Consider the following 24,973-nt stretch of genomic DNA (forward strand, 5'->3'; position numbering starts at 1 on the left):
GTTGGTGGTCATTTAAAAAGCCCCTTTTAAGGGGCTAGCGAGTGGTGAGCCCTTCTAGGGCTGTTAAAAAGCCACCCGTTTCACGGGTGGATATTTACTCTTTGGAACGTTTGCGATACTCTCCGGGCGTCATCTGTTCTTTCTTTTTGAAAAAGCGGATGAAGTTTTGAGAGTTAGTATATTGAAGGTTAGCGGCGATTTCCTTGATCGTCATATCCGTTTCCCGCAACCATTTTTTGGCGATTTGCAACCGATAATTTTGTAAGTAATCGGCAAAATTGATGGATAATTCCTTTTTAAACACATTACTTAAGTAATTGGCATTATAATGCAACTGCTCAGCAATGCTATCTAAGGAAAGATCCTGATCGTATTGTTGGTGTACGATCAAGACCATCTTTTCAGACAAGGAGCGAATTTCTCGATCTGTTTTGGCTTGTGTCGTTTCAACGATAGGTAAAACTAACTCTTGATAGATGCTTTGCTCAACTTTGACTAAGCTGGTTTGGTTGAGCACGGATTGATAAACTTTACGACTATTTTGCAAGCTGGTATGATCTGCTCCTAAGAGTTGCCCTAGCTGAACGATACTGTTGATCAACTTAAACAAGGCGCTTTCAATCGTCAACGGATTTTTATTTTCATGGATGATTTCCCGTACAACTTCCGTGTAACTCGCTTTGATAGTCGCTAGCTCCCCACTACGCATCGCATCCAAAAAGGTACTTTCTGCTTCTCTAGGGTATTGAACGATCGCGTTATTGTCCAATTGTGCCGCAATGTCGTCAAAAAAGATAATGACTTCTTCCCCTAAATTCATTCGATAGTGCAAGGCTTCTTTGGCGTTATCAACCGCTAATTTGGTTTCTACGAGGCGGTCGTAGGATTGTGAGACCCCACAACTTATTTTAATTCTTAAATAGTCTTTTGCCGCTTGATGGATCTTTTGACAATAGGTCAATACTTGTTTTTGATCAATCGTTTTCGGAAGTTTTAATATCGTTCCTTGGGTTTCTTGACTAGAGATGATTGGCTGAAAACGCAAATTCGCCGGAATGATCTCAGAAACGAGATTCTCAATGGCAAGCAAGAAAATATCACTGGTCGATGTTTCTCGCCCACACAAATCATCGATTTGAATCAGTAATACGGCAAAGTGTTCCGTTTCGGATACTTCATACCCAAATTGTGACAGTTTTAAGTGAATATCTGCTTCTGAGATACAGCCGCGAAACAAGTTTAATAAAAACAAGGATTCTAACTCGGGCTTTTGGTGTTCAACTTTAACAGCAAGATCATGGTTTTGATGCAAGACTTGGTCGATATCGGAAATCAATTGATTGACTTCTAATTTTTGACCTTGTTTTTTGGGCTTTAAAAGCTCTCCGATCCGATTGATGGGTGAAGTAGCCACGATCGCAATGCGATAAGATACTAATAAAAACAGGAAAATCAATAGACTACCAATCACGATCAAACCGCTTCTTAACTCACGAATTGCTTGCGAAACACTGGCTGGCGCCAGACGGATCACATGATACCACTGATTGTAATCCGATTGTGTGACCACATACTTGTTGTTTTCTTTGTCAGTGAAGATGCCATCGCCGTGGGCAGCTGCGACCATTGTTTCGTGTAAGTCAGAATCGATCACTTCACCATTATCGAAAAGTAGTTGTCCATCCGCATGAAAAATATTCAGAAAGGAATCATCATGATCTGCCACCAACTGCGCAATGGTATGGTCTTGGATTTCAGCGATCCCCAAAGCAGTGGTTTCCTGCCGAAACACAGGCAACGTCATTACCATTTTTAAATAACCGTCTTCTGGCAACCAATACAAGTAGCGTTGGTTGTCGATCAGCGCTTGAAAAGCAGCGAATTCTGTATCATCGATCTGTTTTAAGGAGCCTTCTTCGATTTTCCAATGCTGATTCAAATTCACCAATTGGTAGCTGGCGTTTTCGATCCCCATCACACCAATGTAAGCCAGTTGCGAATTGATCTCGCGCACTTGTCGATAATTCGTCACGGAAAACGGCTGTTCCATCGTATCGGAAAAACTTTGAGTACTGCTATATGTAGAAAAGGCATACTCCACCATCTGAATTTTTTGATCCAGATTTTCTTTGACTTGGTTGACCAAATTATGTTGACTTTGCAAAAAGGTTTCTTGAATGTTTTGATACGTTCGATGATAAATGACTCCACTAAAGCCGATAATTAAAGCGCTACCAATCAAAGAGACCCAAATGAAAATTTTATAGAACAAGTTGGACGTTTGATGATAGCTTAAAAAGAATTTCATAGACTCCCTCCCATTACCTAACTATCTTCTTTTATACTAGCACATCCCAGAAAAAGTTCCTATGTTATTTTGAAAAATGTTTCACGTGTGCATCCTTGGTGTATTGACATTCTCGTGGGAACAAGCTATGCTTGAATCAAGCAAAAAGGAAGAAGGTTTTCTATGGTCACGATCAAAGATATCGCCAAAGTCGCTGGTGTTTCACATACAACTGTTTCTCGTGCGTTAAACGATAGCCCATTAATTAAGCCAGAAACAAAAAAGAAGATCGCAGCCATCGCTGAATCTTTACACTATGTGCCCAATGTCAATGCCAAAAGTCTGGTGAATCAAAAATCCTATATCATTGGTCTTTATTTTTCTCATCTATCCATTGGTACTTCCGATAGCTTTTTAGTCGAAGTGATCAAAGGAATCAATGATACCCTACCATCCGAATATACTTTAGCGGTTCATGAATTATTGCAATCCGATACATTTGATGAAGAGCCGAATCGTTTAGATGGAGCGATCGTGATGAGTCAAAGTGATCGGGATGACGGCTTTATTGCTGCTCTTTCAAAGAAAAACATTCCCATCGTCGTTTTGAATCGTCAATTGCAGGATGCAACCTTGATGAATGTCACTAGTAATGATGCCCAAGGGGTCTATCAAATGATCACCTATGTGCTTGAACAAGGCTTTCGAAAGATCGCCATGATTGAAGGGATCGCTTCCTTTGGTTCCGCTAGAGAGCGTCGTAAAGGATTTATGAAAGCGATTCAAGAAAAGCAGCTTGTCTGCCCGAAAGAATACTTCGTAGCTGGCGACTACTCTTTGGAAAGTGGTCAGCTGGGTGCCCAGCAACTACTCGCTTTACCTGAACCACCTGAAGTGATTTTTTGCGCCAATGATGATATGGCGATCGGTGCGATCAATGCCTGTCATCAAGCAGGACGAAAGATCCCAGAGGAGATCGGTATCATCGGTTTTGATGATAGTTCTTTTTCTCCCTATACGTATCCCCCATTAACAACGATCCGCAAACCAGTTTATGAAATGAGTCAATTGGCAGCAACTCTGCTGTTGCAAGCATTTGCCAATCAAGTAGTTGAGAAACAACATTTCTTTGATACCTCGTTAATCATTCGTCAATCGCTGTAAGCCTCTTGTTTTCAAGAGTGCTTACGCAAAAATGTTAACGTGTGCATAACTATTTTTTAAGGAGGATTCTATGAAAAAAATTACCGAACAAACCCATCAAACTTATCCAGCCCGAGTAATTCAATTCGGGGAAGGCAATTTTATGCGGGGCTTTTTTAACTGGCAGCTGCAGCAAATGAACAAGCAAGGTCTTTTTAACGGCAGTGCCGTTGTGGTACAGCCGATCGATCACGGCTTGAAAGAGCTGTTGGCACAACAAGAAAATCTCTACACTGTTATCTTAGAAGGACTTGTCGATGGCGCTTTATCTCAAACATTTGAAGTCGTCTCCACTATCGATCAAGTGTTAAATCCTTATCAGCAATGGGAAGACTATCTTGCTTTAGCCGAAGATGAGCAACTCGAGATCATCGTTTCTAATACGACGGAAGCAGGTATTGCGTTTCACCCAGAGGATTCCTTGCACGATACCCCTCCCCACAGTTTTCCTGCAAAACTGACCGCCCTTTTGTATCGTCGTTTTCAACGACAAAAACCGGGATTTTTGATCATTCCTTGCGAATTGATCGATCGGAATGGGGAAAAATTAAAAGAGATCGTCTTACAATATGCCGCATTATGGTCTTTGGAGTCAGACTTCGTCAACTGGTTAGAAAAAGAAAACACCTTCTGCTGTAGCTTAGTCGATCGGATCGTTCCAGGATATCCTCGCGACAAAGTGGCACAATACCAAGAGATTCTTGGCTATGAGGATGCCGTAATGGTCACTGCAGAACCCTTTATGTTATGGGTGATCGAAGGAAGCGGCGTAGCTGAAAAGCTCCCCTTGCAAGAAGCTGGGTTGAATGTGATCGTGACAGAAGATATGACCCCTTACCGTGAACAAAAAGTACATTTATTAAATGGTCCTCATACGGCGATGGTTCCACTTGGTCTTTTAGCTGGTTTAGAAACGGTTGAAGAAGTAATGAACGACCGTGATTTTGCAGCCTTTTTGGATGGTCTTTTTCAGGAAGAGTTGATTCCAATGCTTGATTTGCCTAAAGCACAGCTTACAGCTTATGCGGAACAAATCAAAGAACGCTTCAGAAATCCTTATGTGAAGCATCAGCTGCAATCGATCGCTTTAAACAGTGTTTCAAAATTCCGTGCGCGTCTTCAACCAGTCTTAACTCGTTATGTCCAACAAAACCAGCAGGTACCAAAACGAATCACTGCCGCATTGGCAGGATTACTGACTTTCTATCTCACAAGACCCTTTCAAGATGATGAGCTAGTGACAACCATATTTCAGCAAGTGAAACAATTACCAGCAGAAGAACAGATCGCCACTCTATTAAAAAATGAGCAACTTTGGCATGCAGACCTGAGCTTCATGACAGAGACGATCAATGAAATGTGCGCTTGTCTAAAACAAGACGGACCACGCCAGTTACTTGCGTCGATTGACACCCCTGAGCCAAGTTTGAAATAAAGGAGAATCTTTATGTCCACCACATTAACAGAAACGCCCGCGCAACTATTGAAATTGCACCCTAAAGACAATGTCGCAGTCGCATTAAAACCACTAGCTGCTAAAACGACCCTTGCATTTGAAGGCCAAACGATCACCCTTTTTGAGGATATTCCGCAAGGACACAAAATCGCCCTCAAAGATCTAGCACAATCACAAGACGTGATCAAATACGGCTATCCCATTGGACATCTCTTAGCTGACGTTAAAACCGGCCAATGGTTGCATACCCACAATGTCAAAACCAACCTTTCTGGTACCTTAGCATACACCTATGCCCCCGATTTGCATCCCGTCCGTTATCCAAAAAGGGCTGCGACGTTCCAAGGGTACCGTCGGGCGAATGGCAAAGTTGGGATTCGGAATGATTTACTGATCGTACCAACAGTTGGTTGCATCAATGGCATCGCAGAGATCATTGTTGAAAACTTCAAGAAGAATCATCCAGATCTTGGCACGTTTGATCATATTACGATCCTTAAACATCCCTACGGCTGCTCCCAGTTAGGCCAAGATCATCAAAACACTCGTCAAATTTTAATTGATGCGGTGCATCATCCAAATGCCGGTGGCGTCTTGGTCTTTGGCTTAGGTTGTGAGAACAACACCGTTTCCGAGTTTAAGAAAAACCTGGGTGACTACGATCCAAAGCGCGTCAAATTTATGGTAGCACAGGAAAGCGACGATGAAATTGCGGTCGGCGAAAGCTTATTAGAAGAATTACTGGAAGCAGCAAAAGAAGATCAACGAGAAGCCGTTCCCTTGAGTGAGCTAAAGATCGGGTTGAAATGTGGGGGTTCCGACGGGTTTTCTGGGATCACCGCCAACCCTTTGTTGGGGGCATTTTCTGACTTTTTAGTTTCTCAAGGTGGCAGTACGGTCTTGACGGAAGTACCCGAAATGTTTGGCGCTGAACAAGTCTTGATGGCGCGTGCACAAGATGAAGCAACCTTTGAAAAAATCCTCCATCTAATCAACGACTTTAAAGATTATTTTCTTGCTTACGGTGAACCGGTCTATGAAAATCCTTCTCCTGGCAATAAGGCAGGCGGCATCACAACACTAGAAGATAAGTCATTAGGCTGTACCCAAAAATCTGGGACTTCCGCTGTCGTCGATGTCTTAAAATATGGGGAGAAACTCCGTAAGCCAGGCTTGAGCCTGCTGGAAGGTCCAGGAAACGACCTTGTTGCCGCTTCTGCACTGGCTTCTGCCGATTGCCAACTCGTCTTATTTACCACGGGTCGCGGCACGCCATTTGGTGCCTATGTGCCGACCATGAAAGTTGCCACGAATCAAGAGATTTACCATAAGAAACCCCACTGGATGGATTTCAACGCCGGTCGCTTGTTGGAAGAGCCGATGGAGGTCGTGCTGGAAGACTTTATTCAAGCGATCATCGATACTGCCAGTGGAAAATCGACGCGTAATGAAGCCAACAACGTTCGTGAGATCGCCATCTTTAAAAATGGCGTGACACTATAATCAAAGAAAAGAGGTTCGACATGTTTTTAAATGAAAACTATTTATTGCCAAATGAAATTGCTCAAACCCTTTACCATGAATATGCCAAAGAGCTGCCGATCATTGATTACCACTGCCACCTAGACCCGAAAGAAATCTATGAGGATCGGCCCTTTAAAACTATCACCGAGGCATGGCTAAGTGGCGATCATTACAAATGGCGCTTGATGCGCGCTTGTGGCGTACCAGAAGAAGCGATCACCGGCAATGCCAGTGATTATGAAAAATTTTTGGCATGGTGTCAAACAGTGCCAAAATTGGTGGGAAATCCCCTTTACAGTTGGACTCATTTAGAATTAAAGCGATTTTTTGCGATCGATCTTCCCGTTACTGAAGAAAATGCCGAAACCTTGTGGACGCTATGCAACGAAAAATTGCAGCAAAAAGACTTTACTCGAAGAGCTTTGATTGCTCGCAGTAAAGTCGAGATCGTTTGCACCACAGATGATCCAGTCGATGATCTTCACTATCATCACCAATTAAGCCAAACAGAGCAACGTTTTCGGGTCTTGCCGACCTTCCGACCTGACAAAGCGTTACAAATCGACCATCCGAATTTTCTTACCTATGTTACCAAACTCGAAAAGCGTGTCGAAAACGCGATCACTACCTACGATGCTTTCTTGAGAGCCTTGCGGGACCGTGTAACCTACTTTCACCAGCATCACTGCCGCTTGTCTGACCATGCGCTGGATACTTTAGTGTACGCTACAGACGAACAGTTATCCCTTGAAGCAATATTTGCCAAAGCATTAGCTGGGGAATCTTTGGAGCAAAACGAAGTCTCGTTCTTCAAAACCAATGTTCTAGTTGAACTGATGAAGCTGTATCACGAACATGGTTGGACGATGCAACTGCATGTCCATGCGTACCGCAACTGCAATCAACGAATGTTTGAGCGCTTGGGACCAGATACTGGCTACGATGGCATCAATGATCAACCACTGACTCAAAGCTTGCAGAAATTATTGAACGCCGCTGATGCGCAGGACCATTTGCCTCAAACGATTCTCTATTCCTTAAATCCCAATGACTATGATGCACTCGTCGCTTTGATGGGGTGCTTCCAGCAAGAAGGCAACAATAAATTGCAGTTAGGATCTGGCTGGTGGTATAACGACACCCGCGCAGGCATGCGTCACCAATTGACGAAATTCGCAGATGGCAGTGTGATCTTTAACTTTGTCGGCATGCTGACGGATTCAAGAAGCTTTCTGTCTTACACCCGTCATGAATATTTCCGACGCGTCTTTTGTGAATGGCTTGCTGAGATCGTTGTACGTGGTGAAGCACCTGCTGATCTTCGTCAGCTAAAACCATTAGTAGAAAATGTCTGTTATCAAAACGCCAACAACTACTTCAAATTTTAGGAGAAAGACAATGGAAAAAATCGTCATCGTCGGTGATTCCACCGCATCGATCAAAGAGCCTAGCGCTCGTCCAGAAACGGGCTGGGGTGAAAAGATCTCACGCTATCTCCCCCAGCATCAAATCGTCAACTTGGCAAAAAATGGGCGTTCCTCCAAAAGCTTCATTGAAGAAGGACGCTTGTTGCAGGCAAAAAAAGAACTATATGCTGGTGATTATCTCTTGATTCAATTTGGACACAACGATCAAAAAACAGATAGTCGTGGTACGACACCTGTAGAATATCAGCATAATTTAGCAACCTTCGTGCAAACGGCACGCCAGCAGCAAGCGACACCGATCCTATTGACCTCGATCACTCGTTTGCATTACGTGGACCAACAGCAACTTGATCCTTTGGCAGTCGGTCCTTACCCAGAAGCAATGCGTGCTTTGGCTACCTCCTTGGATGTGGTCTGTCTGGATCTTTTTGCCGCAACACAACGGTTCTTTTCAGCACTGGAACCACAACAGGCGAAAACCTATTTTCTTCATTTAGAAAAAAATCAGCACCCAAATTATCCAGCCGGCATTACGGATAACACACATTTGAACGACCAGGGTGCTACAGCCGTCGCCAAATTAGTTGCCAAATGTTTGACAAATACTCCATTACCGCTTGCACGACAAGTTCTTTTAGATTGAAACTCATTGCTCGTGTTGAAACTTCCCTTAACATAAATACACTACCTGATTTTAAAAAGAGCAACTCAAGCAAAACGCTGCGAAGAGCATTTCCCTTCACAGCGTTTTGCTTTTCCTTCTTTTTAAAAGATTTGTTTGCAGTTCCTTTGCTTCAACCCATTAATCGCCAAGCTACCTTTTAAAGACCTACATTTTTTGGGTGTTGTACCATAAAAATGGGAACGATTGCAATCGTCCCCATCCTTACTATTGATTGTTTTATTCAGGTTGTTTCCCGATATACGCCAAGATACCGCCGTCTACATATAAGACATGGCCATTGACAAAGTTTGATGCCTCAGAAGCTAAGAAAACCGTTGGTCCTGCTAAATCTTCTGGCTCACCCCAACGGGCAGCAGGTGTTTTTGCTACGATAAATTGATCAAATGGGTGACGAGAACCGTCTGGTTGGATCTCTCGTAATGGTGCGGTTTGCGGTGTTGCAATATAACCAGGTCCGATCCCATTACATTGAATGTTAGCTGAACCAAATTCAGCACAAATGTTTTTCGTCAACATTTTCAAGCCGCCTTTAGCCGCTGCGTAACCAGCCACCGTTTCTCTTCCCAATTCACTCATCATTGAGCAAATGTTGATGATTTTTCCATGTCCTTTTTTGATCATTGACGGTAAGACTGCTTTTGAAACGATAAATGGAGCGTTCAAGTCCACGTCAACGACTTGGCGGAAGTCTTCAGCAGACATCTCCAACATCGGGATTCGTTTGATGATCCCAGCATTATTGACTAAGATATCGATCACGCCAACTTCTTCTTCGATCTGCTTGACCATTTCGTTGACTGCTTTTTCATCCGTTACATCACAGACATAGCCGTGGGCTTCGATCCCTGCTTCACGATAGTTTGCTAATCCTTTATCCACTGATTCTTGATCCAAGTTGTTAAAAACGATCGTTGCTCCTGCTGCTGCTAGTGAACGAGCGATCGTAAAACCGATCCCATAGACAGCGCCTGTCACTAAGGCGATTTTACCATCTAAACGAAATTGATCCATTGAAAAATCCATAATTGATAAACCCTCTTTCTTTTTATTTTAAGTCGTCCATAGCCACCATATCCATATCGGTATAGGTGATGTTTTCGCCACACATTGCCCAGATAAAGGAGTAGTTACTGGTTCCAACACCCGAATGGATCGACCAGCTTGGAGAAATAACGGCTTGTTCTTCACTAACCACTAAATGCTTCGTTTCATCTGGTTTGCCCATCATATGGAATACTTTTGTATCTTCATTAGCAAAATCAAAATACACATATGCTTCCATCCGACGTTCATGGGTATGACTTGGCATCGTATTCCAAGCGCTGCCTGGTTCTAAGATCGTGTACCCCATTTGTAATTGACAGCTTTCACAAACATTTGGGTGAATGTATTGATAAATTTTCCGTTCATTTAAGGTCAAGCCCTCGCCTGTCTCCATTGGTGTGACTTGATCGATACTGATTTTTACATTTGGGTATTTCTTATGTGCTGGCACGCAAGATAGATAGAATTTCGCTGGATTTGCTGGATCATCTGAGTGGAACAAGACTTGTTTGGTTTCCTTGCCGATATAGTAGCCGTCTTGTTTTTTCATTGGTTCTTTTTGGCCATCGATCGTGATCGCACCGGGTCCTCCAATATTGATGACGCCTAATTCACGGCGTTCTAAGAAGTACTCCACCCCTAGTTCACTGCTTAATTGCACTTCTAACGCTTTTTCTGTCGGTGTCACTCCGCCAAAGATCATCCGATCATTGTGGGTATAGGTCAGCATGATTTGTCCCGGTGTGAAAATTTTCTCTACCAAAAATTCTCTGCGTAATTCTTCGGTACTATAGTGACGAATATCAAGTGGACTATGGGTATAGCGTGTTTCCATGTGTTGCATGTTTAACTTCCTCCTATCGGATAATTTTTCCTGAACCTGTTGCAATAAATTTTTGTATCTCATTGGCGCTAAACTGATTACAGTCGCCATGGATCGTATGCTTCAAGGCAGATGCGGCAGTTGCAAAATCAATGATTTCTTGGTCTTGTTTCTTCGTGACAAGACCATGTAGGATACCAGCTGAAAAGGCATCGCCTCCTCCGACGCGATCAACGATTGGATTGATCTCATGGGTAGCAGAAACGACATAATTGCCGTTATGCCATAGGCTTCCTGTCAATTGATTGTGACTTGCTGAGAGCACCTGACGACTAGTTGAATAAAAGAGCTGGATATTTGGGTATTTCCGATGCATTTCTTGATAATAGTAGTCATCTTCGACTTCCTCTGTTGGAGCTGATACATCCATAAAGACTTGGGCATCTAACTGTCCTGCCGAGCAATAATCAACATAAGGGAGTACTTCTTGCAAAAAGACGCGTGCTTCATCTGTCGTCCACAGCTTTCCACGATAATTGATATCGAAACTGATTTTACAACCAGCTGCTTTCGCTTCTTTGATCAACGTCAGTAAAAGTGTCTGCCAAGTCGTTGAAAGAGCGGGCGTGATCCCTGAAAGGTGAACAATGTCAACCCCATCAAAAAGGTCAGATTGCCACTCATTTTCTTTCATTTGCGCAAAGCTTGAGCCTGCGCGATCATAAACCACTCGCGCTGCTCGTTCCCCGATACCGGTTTCAATATAGTAAGTACCTAGTCGGGAACCGCCACGAAGCAAGTGGCGACAATCGACGCCATAGCTTCGTAAATGATGAAAAACGGCATCTCCTAAAGCATTCTCAGGCACTTTACTAGCAAAAGAAACGCGATGACCAAAATTCGCTAAGGAGATCGCAACATTGGCTTCTCCACCGCCATAATGGGCAGCAAACATCGAACTATGGGCGATTCGGTCGCCTAACGTTGTCGATAGACGCAACATGATTTCTCCTAGTGTCAGAATGTTTGCCATCTTTCTTTCCTCGAATCTCTTTTAATTTTGCCGCATATTGTTTCGCTACTTCTGTTACTTTGTCAAAATCCCCACTTGCTGCTGGCGCTAACAAATTCCCCCCTACACCAACGGCTACGACACCCGCCGCAAACCATTCTTGCATGTTGTCTAAGCTGACACCACCGGTCGGCATAATGTTTAATTGTGGCAATGGCGCTTTGAAGGCCGAGATGATACTTGGTCCATACGCACTACCCGGGAATAGTTTAATGATATCTGCGCCTGCTTTTAAGGCGTCCTTCATTTCTGAAATGGTCATGCAACCAGGCAGATACGGGATTTGATATAAATTACATAATTCAGCCGTTTCTTGATCAAAGGTTGGGCTTACCACATATTGTGCTCCTGCCATGATCGCTAAGCGAGCAGTCACTGCATCAAGAACGGTCCCCGCACCAACGACTACCTCTGGATTCTCTTTGAAGGTTGCTACTAATTCAGCGATTACATCCGCCGCTTGAGGCACTGTAAAAGTCAACTCAATGCCAGTGATCCCCCCTGCAACGATCGCTTTACTTGCTTGTAGTGCTTCTTCTTTAGAAGCGCCACGCACAACAGCGATCACGCCGCTTTCTTTTAGTTTCATTAAATTCGCTACTTTTTTCATTGAGACCCTCCATTTATTTCCTATTTGGAAAATGGTATTTATTATAAAGAAACTTACACGTTTATTATACCGTTCTCGTTTTTATTTGCAAGGGCTTTCCACTAAAAAGTTTATAATGCTTGTTCAATTTGCTGTTTTGTCGCAATAATCGCATCGATCAATGTCGATTTGTATTCTGGGGTCAAGCGGTATTTCGGTAGGCTGATAGAAAACGCCCCAACGATCTCCTGATCCTTTATCAGTGAGGCGCCGATGCAATAGATTTCTTGTTCCATTTCTTCATCATCAAACGCTACTTGGTTTTCTTTTGCCTGTTCCAATTCTTTCTTCAACTTCAACTGATTCGTAATGGTGTTTTCCGTATAAGCGGTTAAAGGCGTTGCTGCCAAATATTCTTCCACTTGAGGGGCATCAAACTCCGCTAAAACGGCTTTCCCCATGGCAGAGCTATACAACGGTCTTGTGATCCCTACTTTTGAAGACATGCGGATCGTTTGATTGTGGGGCTCCAATTTATTGACATAAAGAATCTCATTGGCAGTCAAGACCCCTAAGTGGATCGTTTCATCCGCCGTTTTCTGCAATGCTTCCAAGTAAGGCAAGCTGATTTCCACTAAATCAAGCTCTTGAATGTTTTGATTGGCATACTTGATCAGCTTAGACCCTAAGCGATAATTCTTCTCTTTGTCGCGTTTGACATAGCCGATCATTTGCAGCGTTTCTAATATTTTCAAAGCTGTGGATGGGGTCAGTTTCGTTGCTTCTGAAATTTCTTGCAATGGTTTACTTGGCGCTTCTGCGAGATAATCTAAAATGGTTGCTGCTTTTAGTAGTACGGTTCCATATGGTTTTTGCGTCATCATTTCTCCACCTTTATTTTCTATATAAGAAATTATAATATCTTTTTAGGAAATGCACAATCTTTTTCCTATATATCACCATGACGCGATTCCCATTTTACTTTCTGTCGTTATTCATTGTATGATGAAGACAAGACAAAGGAGTGCCGAACAATGGACTTAAATGTATTGATCAAAGGAAAAAAATTGACTGACAATGAGCTGCAAATCCTTGATTATTTGCTTGCAAATACCGCTGCGATCGATGGACTGCCCTTAAGAGAAATCGCTAAAGCGATCTACACTTCCCCCGCAACCATCGTGCGGCTTGCGCAAAAATTGGGTTTTTCTGGCTATCTAGAGCTACTTTACTTCTTAAAGAATCGCTTGAAAAATCAGACGATCACTGAAGCCGCCATCGATTACCAAATTGACACTGCCAGTATTGCAGATACGATCGACGCGATCAAAGAAATCTATGGACGAAATAAGGACAAGTTTATTACGATTTATGCAACAGGTTTTTCTGGGATCGTGGCAGAATACCTCCACAAAAAAATGCTTGTCAACGGCATCAAAACCTTATTAGTCAGTGCTTCTGACTCAGGTGGGATCATTAGTAACAACATCGAGAACATCAGTATGCTGATCACCATCTCTAAATCTGGCGAAACACAAAAAGTGCTGGAGAAGATGGCATTAGCCAATGAACATCACATACCAACTGTTTTGTTTTGCGGGAACGGTGATCATCGCGCCAATCAACTAGCGACCTTTTCCTTTGAAGTGACCGATGAACGTCCCTACGACACCCAAAACATCCAGTACACTAGCTTCTTTGGTAAACTGCTCTTATTGATGGAATATATCGTCGACGCTTTTACCCATGTTGAAAAAGAAAACCAGCAACCCTAGTGGATTGCTGGTTTTTGCTTATGCTTGAAAATAGGTTTTTGCCAGTTCTTGATAGAGCGCTTGGTTCTGCGGATCAGGAACAAATTTTTCATCTGGCTGATCTTGCCGCACAACAGAGCTTTTGTATAAATCATACAAGCCGAATATCGGTTCGTTTTCATCGGAAAGATAACAGGTCAGCCCCAACACATCCGCGGTCATTTGACCTAAAAGTTTTGTTTGAAAGAAACCACCACTTACAGTGACTGCCCCTTCCAACTGCGCCATTTGCTTTAATAAATCGATGTTCATCAGCATGCCTTCGATGACTGCCCGCAACATGTCTGAGCGATTGTGTTTCAGGGTCAAGCCAGAAAAGCCGCCTGTGATCTCATTTGTCCAAAAAGGTGCCCGCTCCCCGTTTAAATAGGGGAAAAAACGTAAGCCGTTACTGCCGATCGGCGACTCCTCCATGACTTGAGGCAGATAATGATAAAATGCATCAGGATCTTCTGATAAGGTCTCTTTTGCCCAAGCAAGGACACAGCCACCATTGTTTGAAGGTGCCCCTACGACATAGAGGTCATCTTGCAGATAGTAGCAAAAATTTTGTTTTTGGCGATCAAAGACGGTGGTCTCACTTACTTTACGAACCGCCGCACTGGTTCCGATCGTCAAGCTGTTGCGGATCCCTGTAGAAATATAGCCAGCATATGCTGCTAAACACCCATCGCTAGCCCCACACATCACTTCTACCTCAGGCTTCAAGCCACACCGCTGCGCCATCTCCTCGGTAATCAAAAAACGATCAGTCGGTGCACATAAAGGCGCTAACTGGGCTTTTGAAAGGGATAAATAATTGAGAATCTTTTGACTCCATTGCTTTTCTTTCAAAGAAAAAAGACCGGTCGCTGATGCGGTACTATAATCGATCCTTGCTTGTCCGGTAAACAACGCCATTGCTAGTTCTTTTAAGCCAAACCATTTCGTCTCTTTGGAATATGAACCATTTGTTTGGAAATAAGCCAGTTTCGCAAAGGGAGACATCGCATGGATCGGTGTCCCTGTCTCTTCATAAAACGTTGCCGCCAGATCCGTTTGACGAAAGGCCGTCATCGTTTGACTCGCTTGATTGTCTGACCAAATGTAAATCTCTTCTGCTGTCCCACCCTCCACTGGCATCAAACTGTGCATGGCGGTACTGAACCCGATCACTGTGATTGCCGCTTTTAATTGAGCGGGAATCGTTGTGACACCACTGATCAATTGGCTACTGATCTGGGTCGCTGATTGGGTCTGTTTTAACCCGTGGCTATGGGTTTTGATTGGTAATGACTGTGAGTAAATGATTTTCCGATCTTCAATGACCCCAAACTTTATGGCTGTCGTGCCGATATCAATCCCTAAAAACATCGCATTGCTCCCTCTCATCTGATTCAATTAGCTTTATTCTACCATAGTTAGTGGCATATTCTAGTATACCTGTCTGATCGTTTTGTTGATAAGACGTTTCGTGGTGATTTTCTTCAGAGAATTATCCTTCCACAACAAAAATCAAAAAAGAGAAAGATTCTTGGAGAATCTTCCTCTTTCAGTTATCCAACCAGCGAATGTTTCGCAAATGTGAAACAAATCAAGACAATCCTGGCCAGTAATCACCATTTTCCGAGACCAAATCATCGAGTAACTCTTTGGCTACTTTTGCGCTAGGAATCGTTTTGGAAAGGCTTAACGCTTGCCACATTTTTTGATAGCTCTTTTCCACATATGCTTCGACCACTAATTTTTCCACAGTCACCTGTTGGAACATGAGCGCTTGTTGGAAGGCAGGAATTTTTCCTTGAGCAAGAGCTTCTGGTCCATCAGAACCGACGATACATGGCACTTCCACCATGGCATCATCCGGGAAGTTCGCAATCGCGCCGTTGTTTTCCACAATCATGACCATTCGCTCATGCGTATTAAAAGCGATGGCGCGTGCCAAATCAACGATAAAGGTTGCATGGGCATCAATCTCAAAAGCGATCCCTTCAGCAGAGCCTTGTGCGGTGATCTTTTTGGCATGATCGAACACTCGTTTTTCCCGTCCTTCCATCACTTCATTGGAACGCGTATACTCTGGATGTTCTTTCATGTGTTCGTAGACGTAATCTGGGTATAAATAATACTTCAAGTACGTATTTGGCAGATATTCTGGTGTGAGCGCCAAGAGGTCTTTGGCTTTTTTGTGGGTGTCTTGCCAACTTGGGTCAGTATGTTGGGTATCCACTTCGATCTGCGTCAAATAGCCGTGTTCTGCAACGTAGTCACGAATGGTTTGAATGTACTCCGTGCCTTCTTTGTCTTTGACGCTGGTCCACCAACCAAAATGATTCAAGCCAAAGTAGCGAACTTCTAGTTCCTCTGGCTGTTTGCCAATGATTTGCGACATGCGACGCAACGTGCCCACGGGCATGTCACAGATATTCAGAACCTTTGATTCAGGACGCAAGACCCGACATGCTTCGGCTACGATTGCAGCCGGATTGGAATAATTCAGCATCCAACAATCGGGGGAATATTTTTCCATGTAATCAATGATCTCCAGCATGCCAGTGATGCTGCGCATCCCATAAGCGATCCCTCCTGGTCCACAGGTTTCTTGGCCATAGACGCCATGACGCAAGGGAACTTTTTCATCTTTTTCCCGCATGTCATACTTTCCTACTCGGATATGCGCCATACAGAAATCGACATCGCTGAAGGCTTCTTCAGGATCCGTCGTAAACGAAAATTCGATTTGCGGTGCTTGTTCTTTTAATAAAATCGCTAGGGCTTCACCAAGGATCGCTTGGCGTGCTTCATCATTGTCGTATAGTTTCAGCTTTCTTAAAGGAAAGCGTTCTTGATTGTCAAGCAGCATCATAACGATTCCCGGGGTAAAAGTACTGCCGCCCCCTGCAATCACTACTGAAAATTTTCATCATTCAATCTCTCCTTCTCTTCCCAGATAATTTTCTAACTCTTCCCGCACTTTCGGCACGGTCAACCCATAGACGACATGGACATTTTCACCATTTTTGATCACGCCTTTGGCTTGTGTTTCGTCTTTTAGCAGTGCTTCATCCACGAGTTCAGGATCCTTTAGTTTTAAACGTAAGCGGGTATAGCAGTTGTCGATGGTTTTGATATTGTCATCGCCACCTAGCGCTTTGGTGATGATTGCTGAGATACTTGTTTCACCAGTCGGACTAGTGGCGGCTTGGTCATTCGCCATGACCCCGACACCTGCTCCAGCAAGTTGTTTTTCTTTGTACTCTTTCTTCGAATACAGTTTGGTCTCTGTCCCATCTTCTTCACGCCCGACCGTTTTCAAATTCAGTTTCGTGATCAAAAAGCGGAACAAGAAGTAATAAAGAAAGAAGAAGACGACCCCGACGATCAAGTACACTGGCCAGCGAGTTTTCTCGATCCCTAAGGGCAAGTTGTACAAAAGAAAGTCGATGAAGCCATTCGGTCCGATGGCGCGAGAACCAAAGAGATTTAACGCCACCATGCTCAAGCCGCTAAGGGCAGAATGAATGACGAACAAAACAGGTGCCACGAACATAAAAGAAAATTCGATTGGTTCAGTCACACCTGCAATAAAGGAAGTCACAACTGCTGGAATCAAAATGGCTTTGACTTTGACTTTATTTTCTGGTTTTGCCGTTTGATACATCGCCAAACAGGCACCGATCAGTCCAAACATTTTTGAGATCCCACGAGCGTCCCAAATGACACTTTGCGATAATACGCGGACTGCTGGGTCAGCAATTTCCGCAAAATAAATGTTTCGTGCCCCTTCAAAGACTTGACCGCCAACTTCTGCGACACCGCCTAATGAAGTATACAAAAACGGCGTGTAGATCAAGTGATGCAAGCCAGTTGGAATCAATAAGCGTTCTAGCGTACCGTACAAGAAGATACCAAAGTTGCCCGTTTGCTGAATGATGCCGCCTAAACCGTCAATGCCAGTTTGTATTACTGGCCATACAAACGTGGAAACGATGGCTAGCAACACGACGACCGGAATCAAGACAATAAAGACGAAGCGCGCGCCACCATAAACTTGAAAGGCATTGTTAAAGCTCGTATCGATGAAACGATTGTGGACCAATGCCACGACGATTCCTAAAATGATGCCAAGAAAGACCCCCATATCCAGCACTTGGATCCCTAAAACAATCGCTTGTCCTGAACCTTGAAGTGCATCGGCTGGAACCAACATCCCCCGAAGCTCCATGAATTTGTTCATGGCATTTAAGAAGACGAAATATCCCAACAACGCGGTAAATCCCGCTTCAGCCTTTTTCTTATTGGCCAACCCTAGAGCGATCCCAACACAAAAAATAATGCCTAAATTGGTTAAAATCGGTAATAAGGAAGCGGATAAGATACTACCAAAACCGGTGGTTATCGGATTATCCAAAAAAGGAAACTGCTCAAGCAAGCGGACATTTGTAAACACATTCCCAACGGCAATCAATATCCCTGCGATCGGCAAAATCAAAACGGGCACAAACATTGCCTTGGAGAATTTCTGCATCGCATCCATCACTTTTTCTTTCATTGAGGAAACTCCTTTGTAGTTGATTTGTAGGTTCATTATAGGAAACATTTGTTACTAATAGAATAGCAAACGTTTTCAATTCAATGCGTTTCAAAGATTGGAACATGTTTCATCCTGTCTACTTCCTTGCTAGTGGCGAATACAAGCAACAAAAAAAGAGTGAATCAAGATTGATCCACTCTGTTTAGATGCAACACTTTTTGATAAAAATACAAGGGCCCAGACAGACAAAACAGATAGAAGATACTTGGTGCTGAGTGCCATGTGAAGAAATAGCCGATCGCTGCTAGGACTAAAATTCCGATCCCTTTATGGTAGTGCATCATTGTAAAGAAAAAACTACTACGAAAAAGGTCAAACAGGTTTTGCCGATCTTGCAATTTTGATTGCATCACATACAGGTTAATGTTGTAGGACAACAAAAATGTAAGAAAAATGATGGTCAAAAAAGAGAAAAACAATGAATTCGTCAAAGCAGCAGAACGCCACAAGCTGAGTCCGCATAAAAATGAGAAGAGATTGAAGACCCCTAATGGTAGGGTCTTCAACAATGCGTTTTTGCTGTTTTTCAAGAAGGGGCGTAGCAGTTTTGCTTCAGGATGTTCATAAGCATCTACGACCGCTCGCATAGCTGCAGGAAACGTGATGATCGGAAACGACACCACCAAAAACAAGAGATTCAAAACCAGCATACGAAAAATAACTTCGCAAAGACGATAAAAACGACTCTCTAAAGCAAACATCACACACACACCTTTAGTTTAGTTTTTCAATATTTTCAGCGATTTTCTCATTTCGGTAATCAACGATTGCTGACCACCCATTGTTTTCTCGTTCTTGTAAGTAGTCTTCCCAAATCTGACGTCCCGCTTCTTCAGAGTCTGCTTGAATAAAGTTGACCAACGCTTGCACTCTTGCTGTGTTGATGGAAGTGAGGTTTCTTGCTTCAGAACCGGTGCGAGGATCAATGTCTTCGATCTCAAAACGTGGTGCTAACTTATCTTGAGACCATTCCACCATCTGACGAATCGATGTAGCTGGTTTTTGTCCCATTTGGATAGCATAATTGTCATTCCCAACAAACCAATAAGAACCTAGCCCAACTTCCTTGTCAAAACGAGCTATGTCCGAATTTCGTAAGGCCTCTGTTTCCTCTGAGTATTCAACCACGCCATCTACGAGGTTGTATGTTTCCCCTTCAATCCCAAAGGTCGTGACCATCGTGCCATATTCACTTGCCAAATAGGTCAAAAGCTCCATGGCTTTTTGGGGTTCTTTTGTCGACGTCGTGATAAAGGTTTGTGTCCATCCACCAATATTTCCGCCAGTAAAAGTGGAATCATCGCCATTCGAATTCTTCGGCCCATCGACGGCAATATAGGTTTGTTCAGGATTACGGGCATTATTGTCTGACATGAACTCATTGAGTCCTTTCGTGTTTGTATGCAAGTAAGCAAAGTAACGGCCCTGCCCTAGTTTTTCTTTCATCGTGTTGTCATTGTCTGAAAATTGGTCGTTGGTGATGTATCCTTCATTGTAAGCTTTTCTAAAAGTCTCGATCCACGTGATATACTCCTCATCAGCGTCTCGATCATTGAATTGCCCATCAACACTTGGTGCAATGCTTAGAAAATCTTGCAAAGTACCACCATAAGCGCCATCCCCGCCATTGGAAATATCTAATGCAGTCGAAGCAAATGGGACTAATGCAGCACCATCATCTGCTGTCGGAAATGCTTCTTTTGCCCGTTTTAACGCATCTAAAAATCCTTCGGGCGTCGACATATCAGGTTCACCCAATGCTTCGTAAATATCTTTGCGGACAATGAAGACTTGATCTCCCACTACATTGCCGTCCTCATAATCTTGCGCAGTCGTTGAAAAGCTTGGGTATCCATAGATATTGCCATCTTCTAAAGTAAACCATTGAACAGATTCAGGCTTCGCTGCATGTTCTAGGAAATAAGGATCGTATTTTTCTGCCAAAAGATTCAGTGGTAAAGCAAATTTCGTCGCTTCGTTGGCAGCAGATAGATTTTTATCGAAGGTCATGATATCTGGCAGATCGCCTCCAGCTAACATCGTATTAAGGTTCTCATCATTCCCTGAAATAAATTCGACATTGATATTCATATCTTCTTTGATTTTTCGCGTCACAGTATCTTTTCCCCAACCTGGCTGAGCATACCAATCAAAGTTGACATACCACTTCAAGGTCGCTTCATGGTCAGTGTCTTTTTGCCAGCTTGGGGTATCTTTGTCTGCTTCAAAGCGAGCTTCTGGCAGATCTTCTACTACAGCAGCCCCTTTTGACTCGCTGTTGGAATTACCACAGGCGCCTAATACCACGACTGATGTACATACGAGACCGATTCCTAAGAATAATTTGCTTGCTTTCATTTTTTTCTCTCCTTTTGTCTATTCTTTTACTGATCCAAGAGTCATCCCTTGAATAAAGTACTTTTGTAAAAATGGATAGATCACGACGACAGGAACCGTCGTTACCACCATAGTTGCTAATTGCAGTGACTGAGAAGTCGTATTTCTGACCACATTGGTGCCTGTTGCTACTGCAGGCGATAGATTTTCCGAAACGATCCGAAATAGTAGCATTTGTAAAGGATATAAACTACGATCATCAACATAGATATTGGCGGTCATGTAGTCGTTCCACTGAAAGACGCCGTGGAATAATGCGATGGTTGCCAAAACTGGAAGGGACAATGGCAAAATGATTTTTACGAAAATAATAAAAGGATTGGCGCCATCCATCATGGCAGATTCTTCCAGCGAAAATGGAATGCTCCGGAAAAAATTCATCAAAATCACCATGTCATAAAAAGAAAATAAGACAGGTATGATGTAGACCCAAAAATTATTTAACAAGCCGAGTTCTTTAAATAAGAGAAAGGTAGGAATCATCCCTCCAGAAACGAACATCGTTAAAATCCCCATGTTCATATAGATTTTCCGCCCCATTAAGTTTCTACGACTCATCCCGTAAGCAACCATCGCCGTCAATGCCGTATGCAAAACAACACCAATCACTGTTTTTGCAACTGAGATGACAAAGGCTTTATAGATCGCAGAATCTTCAAAAACGGTGTAGTAACTTTCTAGTGAAAATTCCCGTGGCCAGAAATAGATCCCCCCTCTTGCGGCATCGGTTGCATCATTGAAAGACAAGGCGACGATATTCCATAGTGGCAACGCAATGATGGCTAAGAAGAACACCATGAAAATCACATTGGCAGTATTAAAGATCTTCTCATCTTTTGAAAATGTTTGTTTCATACTTTCCCTCCTCTAAAAGACTGATTCATCACTGATTTTTTTTGTCAAAAGATGACTACCGACCACAAGGATCAATGAAACAACCGACACAAATAGACCAACGGCGGTCGCATAGGAGAAGTCTCCTTGTTGAATCCCCATTTTATAGACGAATGAATTAATGACTTCACTGGACTGATAATTGACAGGGTTTTGTAAGACGAGTGTTTGATCGAGGTTTGAACCCAATAACCCACCGACTGACAAAACAAATGTCAAGGCGATAATATGACGGATCGAAGGGATCGTGATCCGAGTAATCTGCTGAAACTTCGTGGCGCCATCCATTCTCGCTGCTTCATAAAGAGCTGGATTGATCCCTGTCATAGCAGCGATGTATAAAATCGTATTCCATCCAACTTCTTTCCAAATATCGGAAATGACTGCAATCGCCCAATATTTTTCGGGATCAGTCAAGAAGCGGATCGGTTCATCGATCAACCCAACACCTAACAGTAAATTATTGACCAAACCGGTATCAGACAACCACGTAATAAACATGCCTCCTAAGATGACCCAAGAAAGAAAATGTGGCAAATAAGACACCGTTTGAACAACCTTCTTCAAGCGCACATGAACGATTTCATTGATCAATACCGCTAAGCCAATCGCTGCTGGAAAACCAATCAGTAGTTTAAAAAAGCTGATGCCTAACGTATTACTCATCACCGTCCAAAACATTGAATCACTAAAAAATTCTTGGAAATATTGGGTACCGACCCACTCTGCATTCGCGATCGAATCAAGCACTGAGTAATCTTTAAATGCGATGACGATCCCGTATAGTGGGATAAAATTAAAAATAATCATCAGGATAATCCCTGGCCAAACCATTGCTTGATAAAAACTTTGGCCTTTTAGTTTCTGCAAAAAGGTTCTTTTCTTTGGGGTTGCTTTAAGTACGACTCCTTTAGATTCCATTGTTCCACCCTTTCTAAAACGCTTACTTTTTCATCTGAAGGAAATGAGTTACTTCCTTCGTTGGTTCATCAACTGATAGACCGCACCAATCATACCTGCATCATTTTTTAATTTTGCACGTCGAATCGGTGCAATCATGCGTCCTTCTAAGTAACCAATACTTTCATGGCGAGCTTTTAGCTGACAGAGGTTCTCTTCAAGCCTTGCCATAAACCCATCATTTTCACTGATCCCACCACCAATCAAAATCAGCTCGGGATCAAATGTACTGATCAAATTGAGCAAGCCCACCGATAAATCTTGAAAAAACTGTGCAAGCACTTGGTTCGCTACCACTTCTCCTTGCGCTCCTCGCTGAAAGATCTCCACCGCATCTTGAGGGAAATCACTCCGACCAAGCTGTTGAAGTGCCAACTGGTACTGGTGGCAAAGCCCCCCCACGACAGCAGCTCTTTGGTTCAAGGAAACAGTTTCTAAATTTCCTTGGTCAGGTAAGCTATCGATCAGCATCCATCCGAATTCACCTGCCATGCCATGGCTGCCGCGATAGAGCTGATCATTAACAATGATCCCACCGCCAATGCCTGTACCGACGACAAGGCATAGATAGTTCTCACAGTTCTGTGCGTGCCCAAGCCATTTTTCAGCGATCGCCGCTGCATTGGCATCATTTTCAACCATGACCGGTAGCTTGACACGTTCTTCTATTTCTTGCTTTAAATTGATTCCATAAAGGGATTTGATTGATCCTGCAGTAATCATCGTGCCATCTTTTTGGATGATGCCCGGTGCGCTAATCCCGACACCATCGACTATTGCTTCTTGCTGCAATGATTTGATCAATGCTGTGACGGATTGCAAAAATCCCTCCTTTTCATGGATCGTCGGCAGCTGTCCTTTTTTGACAATTTCACCGTTTTTCAAGATCACACCATATTTGATGGTGGTTCCTCCAACATCGATTCCAATAAACATTGCTTCACCCTCATTATTCATTTACTTGTTTTGTCGATTGATTGATGCACAATTCCCCTGGTAAAACGTAGGAGATTCCAATGGCATTTTCCTCAATCATTTCGATCAAGTGTTTGACTGCCGTGACCCCTTGCAATTGGATTGGATTTTTCACAGTCGTCAAGCGAGGAGTAAAATAGTCTAAAAGATCAATACCATCAAAACCAATCACGCTGAAATCATCAGGCACCCGCCACTTGGTTTCGTGGATCGCCTTGACTGTTCCGATCGCACTAAGATCATTCCCTGCCAAAAATGCTGTGGGCAAGTCTTTTTGCTCTAACAAAAACTGCTGCACGCTGGCTCTCGTCCGTTCTTCTTCAAAGAATCCCTGCAATTGATAATCCGAGCGCCAAGAGATGCCGGCTTCTTTTAATGCTTCGCAATACCCTCTTAAGCGTTCATCACTATCATAAACACCAGCAATCCCACTGATAAAAACGATTTTTTTATGTCCTAGTGACAAGAGATACTTAGTAGCAGCTTTTCCTTTTTCGAAGGAATCAAATACCACACTACCAAAGTTCTTCTCTTGAATGTTTCGATCGATAAAGACGGCTTTGATTTGTTCTCTTTCCATCGCTGCCAAATCCTGCTCTGTTAAAAAATCTTCAAATCCAATAATGCCATCAACCATCCCCCCTAAAATACGATTGAGAACCACTCGTTTATCCGTGGATAAGAAGACGTTGACTGCATACCCATGCGTTTCTGCCTCTCTGGCAATCGCTTCAACTAATACGCTAAAGTAAGGTCCTTTAATGCTAGTGGTGTAAAAACCAAGCATCTTGGTTTTTGTGTTTTTCAATTGTTTGCCCATTAAATTGGGGACATAATGCAAACGTTGCGCGGCAGCCAGCACTCGTTCTTTCGTTGCTGGTCGAACAACATTAACACCGTTCAGTGCTTTAGAAACAGTCGCAATTGATACGTTTGCCTCCTTTGCCACTTCCCGAATCGTGATTCGATTTGTCAAATGATTCTCCCCTCCTGAACGATTTCTCTCAAAAATAAAAACGTTTTTATTTTGCTAAAAAAATCAACGACCACTCTAAGATTGGTCATCCGATAAACCAACTATATATAAAAACGTTTTCACCCACAATGGTTCTAGAACTAGTTGGCGCATGTACCAGCACCTTGAAACCTGTGCCATCATGGTACAAGTTGTACCTACAAAAAAAGCCTCGAAAGGCTTTAAAATCGTGAGCGTACCAATCAACTTCGCTGAGGCAGCAGCAAAGCCAAGG

At 43.1% G+C, this 24,973-nt stretch carries 21 protein-coding genes and 1 pseudogene; 6 read left to right on the forward strand and 16 right to left on the reverse strand.

Going from position 1 to position 24,973, the window contains the following annotated elements; all coding sequences use genetic code 11:
* Nucleotides 1-94: 94 nt before the first annotated feature.
* The gene (locus FJU10_RS18075) at nt 95-2,308 is read right to left on the reverse strand and encodes an AraC family transcriptional regulator (RefSeq protein ID WP_140966622.1); all 2,214 of its coding nucleotides are present in this window, start codon (nt 2,306-2,308) and stop codon (nt 95-97) included.
* 162 nt (nt 2,309-2,470) lie between these two features.
* Between FJU10_RS18075 and FJU10_RS18080 the strand changes: the two genes are divergently transcribed.
* The 5 genes from FJU10_RS18080 (at nt 2,471) to FJU10_RS18100 (ending at nt 8,540) form a co-directional block, all read left to right on the forward strand.
* Nucleotides 2,471-3,451: a LacI family DNA-binding transcriptional regulator gene (locus FJU10_RS18080; protein ID WP_140966623.1), complete on the forward strand. Its 981-nt coding sequence runs from the start codon at nt 2,471-2,473 to the stop codon at nt 3,449-3,451.
* 70 nt (nt 3,452-3,521) lie between these two features.
* Entirely contained in the window at nt 3,522-4,925 is a 1,404-nt protein-coding gene (locus tag FJU10_RS18085; protein ID WP_140966624.1) for a tagaturonate reductase, read from the forward strand.
* A gap of 12 nt (nt 4,926-4,937) precedes the next feature.
* Nucleotides 4,938-6,449 (forward strand): UxaA family hydrolase, encoded by a 1,512-nt coding sequence (locus FJU10_RS18090; RefSeq protein WP_140966625.1) that lies wholly within the window; start codon nt 4,938-4,940, stop codon nt 6,447-6,449.
* A 20-nt stretch (nt 6,450-6,469) separates the two neighbouring features.
* Complete coding sequence (uxaC, locus tag FJU10_RS18095; protein ID WP_140966626.1) at nt 6,470-7,858, forward strand: glucuronate isomerase; 1,389 nt, start codon at nt 6,470-6,472, stop codon at nt 7,856-7,858.
* 10 nt (nt 7,859-7,868) lie between these two features.
* Nucleotides 7,869-8,540 carry a rhamnogalacturonan acetylesterase gene (locus tag FJU10_RS18100; RefSeq protein ID WP_140966627.1) on the forward strand — a complete coding sequence of 224 codons (672 nt, stop codon included), beginning with the start codon at nt 7,869-7,871 and terminating at the stop codon, nt 8,538-8,540.
* Nucleotides 8,541-8,798: 258 nt separating this feature from the next.
* Here FJU10_RS18100 and FJU10_RS18110 read toward each other — a convergent pair whose 3' ends face one another.
* From FJU10_RS18110 to FJU10_RS18130, 5 genes and pseudogenes are all read right to left on the reverse strand, one after another.
* Nucleotides 8,799-9,605, reverse strand: coding sequence for a gluconate 5-dehydrogenase (locus tag FJU10_RS18110; RefSeq protein ID WP_005229917.1), 807 nt, complete (start codon nt 9,603-9,605; stop codon nt 8,799-8,801).
* Nucleotides 9,606-9,627: 22 nt separating this feature from the next.
* The gene (gene kduI / locus FJU10_RS18115) at nt 9,628-10,470 is read right to left on the reverse strand and encodes a 5-dehydro-4-deoxy-D-glucuronate isomerase (RefSeq protein ID WP_081118504.1); all 843 of its coding nucleotides are present in this window, start codon (nt 10,468-10,470) and stop codon (nt 9,628-9,630) included.
* Between the two features lie 13 nt (nt 10,471-10,483).
* A complete protein-coding gene (locus tag FJU10_RS18120) occupies nt 10,484-11,482 on the reverse strand; it encodes a sugar kinase (RefSeq protein WP_140966629.1) in 999 nt (332 codons plus the stop codon).
* Nucleotides 11,483-11,489: 7 nt separating this feature from the next.
* Nucleotides 11,490-12,131, reverse strand: a pseudogene (locus FJU10_RS18125) (bifunctional 4-hydroxy-2-oxoglutarate aldolase/2-dehydro-3-deoxy-phosphogluconate aldolase); the annotation flags it as partial.
* Nucleotides 12,132-12,241: 110 nt separating this feature from the next.
* Nucleotides 12,242-12,994, reverse strand: coding sequence for an IclR family transcriptional regulator (locus FJU10_RS18130; protein ID WP_026008086.1), 753 nt, complete (start codon nt 12,992-12,994; stop codon nt 12,242-12,244).
* Nucleotides 12,995-13,144: 150 nt separating this feature from the next.
* Here FJU10_RS18130 and FJU10_RS18135 point away from each other — a divergent pair, with 150 nt between their 5' ends.
* Nucleotides 13,145-13,885 (forward strand): MurR/RpiR family transcriptional regulator, encoded by a 741-nt coding sequence (locus FJU10_RS18135; protein ID WP_140966630.1) that lies wholly within the window; start codon nt 13,145-13,147, stop codon nt 13,883-13,885.
* Between the two features lie 18 nt (nt 13,886-13,903).
* Here the strand turns inward: FJU10_RS18135 and FJU10_RS18140 are convergent, their stop codons facing one another.
* The 10 genes from FJU10_RS18140 to FJU10_RS19570 all read right to left on the reverse strand — a co-directional run.
* Nucleotides 13,904-15,277 (reverse strand): gluconokinase, encoded by a 1,374-nt coding sequence (locus FJU10_RS18140; protein WP_223273138.1) that lies wholly within the window; start codon nt 15,275-15,277, stop codon nt 13,904-13,906.
* A 220-nt stretch (nt 15,278-15,497) separates the two neighbouring features.
* Complete coding sequence (locus tag FJU10_RS18150) at nt 15,498-16,811, reverse strand: 6-phospho-alpha-glucosidase (RefSeq protein WP_140966631.1); 1,314 nt, start codon at nt 16,809-16,811, stop codon at nt 15,498-15,500.
* 15 nt (nt 16,812-16,826) lie between these two features.
* Nucleotides 16,827-18,455: a PTS transporter subunit EIIC gene (locus FJU10_RS18155; protein WP_074932741.1), complete on the reverse strand. Its 1,629-nt coding sequence runs from the start codon at nt 18,453-18,455 to the stop codon at nt 16,827-16,829.
* A 164-nt stretch (nt 18,456-18,619) separates the two neighbouring features.
* A complete protein-coding gene (locus FJU10_RS18160) occupies nt 18,620-19,198 on the reverse strand; it encodes a hypothetical protein (RefSeq protein WP_016610973.1) in 579 nt (192 codons plus the stop codon).
* A gap of 13 nt (nt 19,199-19,211) precedes the next feature.
* Complete coding sequence (locus tag FJU10_RS18165; protein ID WP_016610972.1) at nt 19,212-20,855, reverse strand: hypothetical protein; 1,644 nt, start codon at nt 20,853-20,855, stop codon at nt 19,212-19,214.
* A gap of 18 nt (nt 20,856-20,873) precedes the next feature.
* On the reverse strand, nt 20,874-21,749 hold the full coding sequence (locus tag FJU10_RS18170) for a carbohydrate ABC transporter permease (RefSeq protein ID WP_005236529.1): 876 nt from the start codon (nt 21,747-21,749) through the stop codon (nt 20,874-20,876).
* A 12-nt stretch (nt 21,750-21,761) separates the two neighbouring features.
* Nucleotides 21,762-22,709 carry an ABC transporter permease gene (locus tag FJU10_RS18175; RefSeq protein ID WP_016610970.1) on the reverse strand — a complete coding sequence of 316 codons (948 nt, stop codon included), beginning with the start codon at nt 22,707-22,709 and terminating at the stop codon, nt 21,762-21,764.
* A gap of 48 nt (nt 22,710-22,757) precedes the next feature.
* Nucleotides 22,758-23,684 (reverse strand): ROK family protein, encoded by a 927-nt coding sequence (locus FJU10_RS18180; protein WP_189372396.1) that lies wholly within the window; start codon nt 23,682-23,684, stop codon nt 22,758-22,760.
* Nucleotides 23,685-23,697: 13 nt separating this feature from the next.
* Nucleotides 23,698-24,699, reverse strand: coding sequence for a LacI family DNA-binding transcriptional regulator (locus FJU10_RS18185; RefSeq protein ID WP_140966633.1), 1,002 nt, complete (start codon nt 24,697-24,699; stop codon nt 23,698-23,700).
* A 75-nt stretch (nt 24,700-24,774) separates the two neighbouring features.
* Nucleotides 24,775-24,973 (reverse strand): hypothetical protein (locus FJU10_RS19570; protein WP_223273139.1); only part of this gene is annotated, 199 nt, incomplete at its 5' end.

The sequence above is a fragment of the Enterococcus sp. OL5 genome (genome assembly GCF_006491895.1).
Lineage (GTDB): Bacteria > Bacillota > Bacilli > Lactobacillales > Enterococcaceae > Enterococcus_D > Enterococcus_D innesii.

What these genes read in the sequence shown, in the direction of transcription:
- FJU10_RS18120 (WP_140966629.1), bottom strand. Translation starts at nt 11,482, where the DNA reads ATGGCAAACATTCTGACACTAGGAGAAATCATGTTGCGTCTATCGACA.
- FJU10_RS18100 (WP_140966627.1), top strand. Translation starts at nt 7,869, where the DNA reads ATGGAAAAAATCGTCATCGTCGGTGATTCCACCGCATCGATCAAAGAG.
- FJU10_RS18170 (WP_005236529.1), bottom strand. Translation starts at nt 21,749, where the DNA reads ATGAAACAAACATTTTCAAAAGATGAGAAGATCTTTAATACTGCCAAT.
- FJU10_RS18155 (WP_074932741.1), bottom strand. Translation starts at nt 18,455, where the DNA reads ATGAAAGAAAAAGTGATGGATGCGATGCAGAAATTCTCCAAGGCAATG.
- FJU10_RS18160 (WP_016610973.1), bottom strand. Translation starts at nt 19,198, where the DNA reads ATGTTTGCTTTAGAGAGTCGTTTTTATCGTCTTTGCGAAGTTATTTTT.
- FJU10_RS18085 (WP_140966624.1), top strand. Translation starts at nt 3,522, where the DNA reads ATGAAAAAAATTACCGAACAAACCCATCAAACTTATCCAGCCCGAGTA.
- FJU10_RS18165 (WP_016610972.1), bottom strand. Translation starts at nt 20,855, where the DNA reads ATGAAAGCAAGCAAATTATTCTTAGGAATCGGTCTCGTATGTACATCA.
- FJU10_RS18080 (WP_140966623.1), top strand. Translation starts at nt 2,471, where the DNA reads ATGGTCACGATCAAAGATATCGCCAAAGTCGCTGGTGTTTCACATACA.
- FJU10_RS18130 (WP_026008086.1), bottom strand. Translation starts at nt 12,994, where the DNA reads ATGATGACGCAAAAACCATATGGAACCGTACTACTAAAAGCAGCAACC.
- FJU10_RS18075 (WP_140966622.1), bottom strand. Translation starts at nt 2,308, where the DNA reads ATGAAATTCTTTTTAAGCTATCATCAAACGTCCAACTTGTTCTATAAA.
- FJU10_RS18090 (WP_140966625.1), top strand. Translation starts at nt 4,938, where the DNA reads ATGTCCACCACATTAACAGAAACGCCCGCGCAACTATTGAAATTGCAC.
- FJU10_RS18135 (WP_140966630.1), top strand. Translation starts at nt 13,145, where the DNA reads ATGGACTTAAATGTATTGATCAAAGGAAAAAAATTGACTGACAATGAG.
- FJU10_RS18180 (WP_189372396.1), bottom strand. Translation starts at nt 23,684, where the DNA reads ATGTTTATTGGAATCGATGTTGGAGGAACCACCATCAAATATGGTGTG.
- uxaC (WP_140966626.1), top strand. Translation starts at nt 6,470, where the DNA reads ATGTTTTTAAATGAAAACTATTTATTGCCAAATGAAATTGCTCAAACC.
- FJU10_RS18175 (WP_016610970.1), bottom strand. Translation starts at nt 22,709, where the DNA reads ATGGAATCTAAAGGAGTCGTACTTAAAGCAACCCCAAAGAAAAGAACC.
- FJU10_RS18140 (WP_223273138.1), bottom strand. Translation starts at nt 15,277, where the DNA reads ATGTTTTTAGGGATTGATATCGGCACGACAGCCATAAAGTTTGGGGTC.
- kduI (WP_081118504.1), bottom strand. Translation starts at nt 10,470, where the DNA reads ATGCAACACATGGAAACACGCTATACCCATAGTCCACTTGATATTCGT.
- FJU10_RS18110 (WP_005229917.1), bottom strand. Translation starts at nt 9,605, where the DNA reads ATGGATTTTTCAATGGATCAATTTCGTTTAGATGGTAAAATCGCCTTA.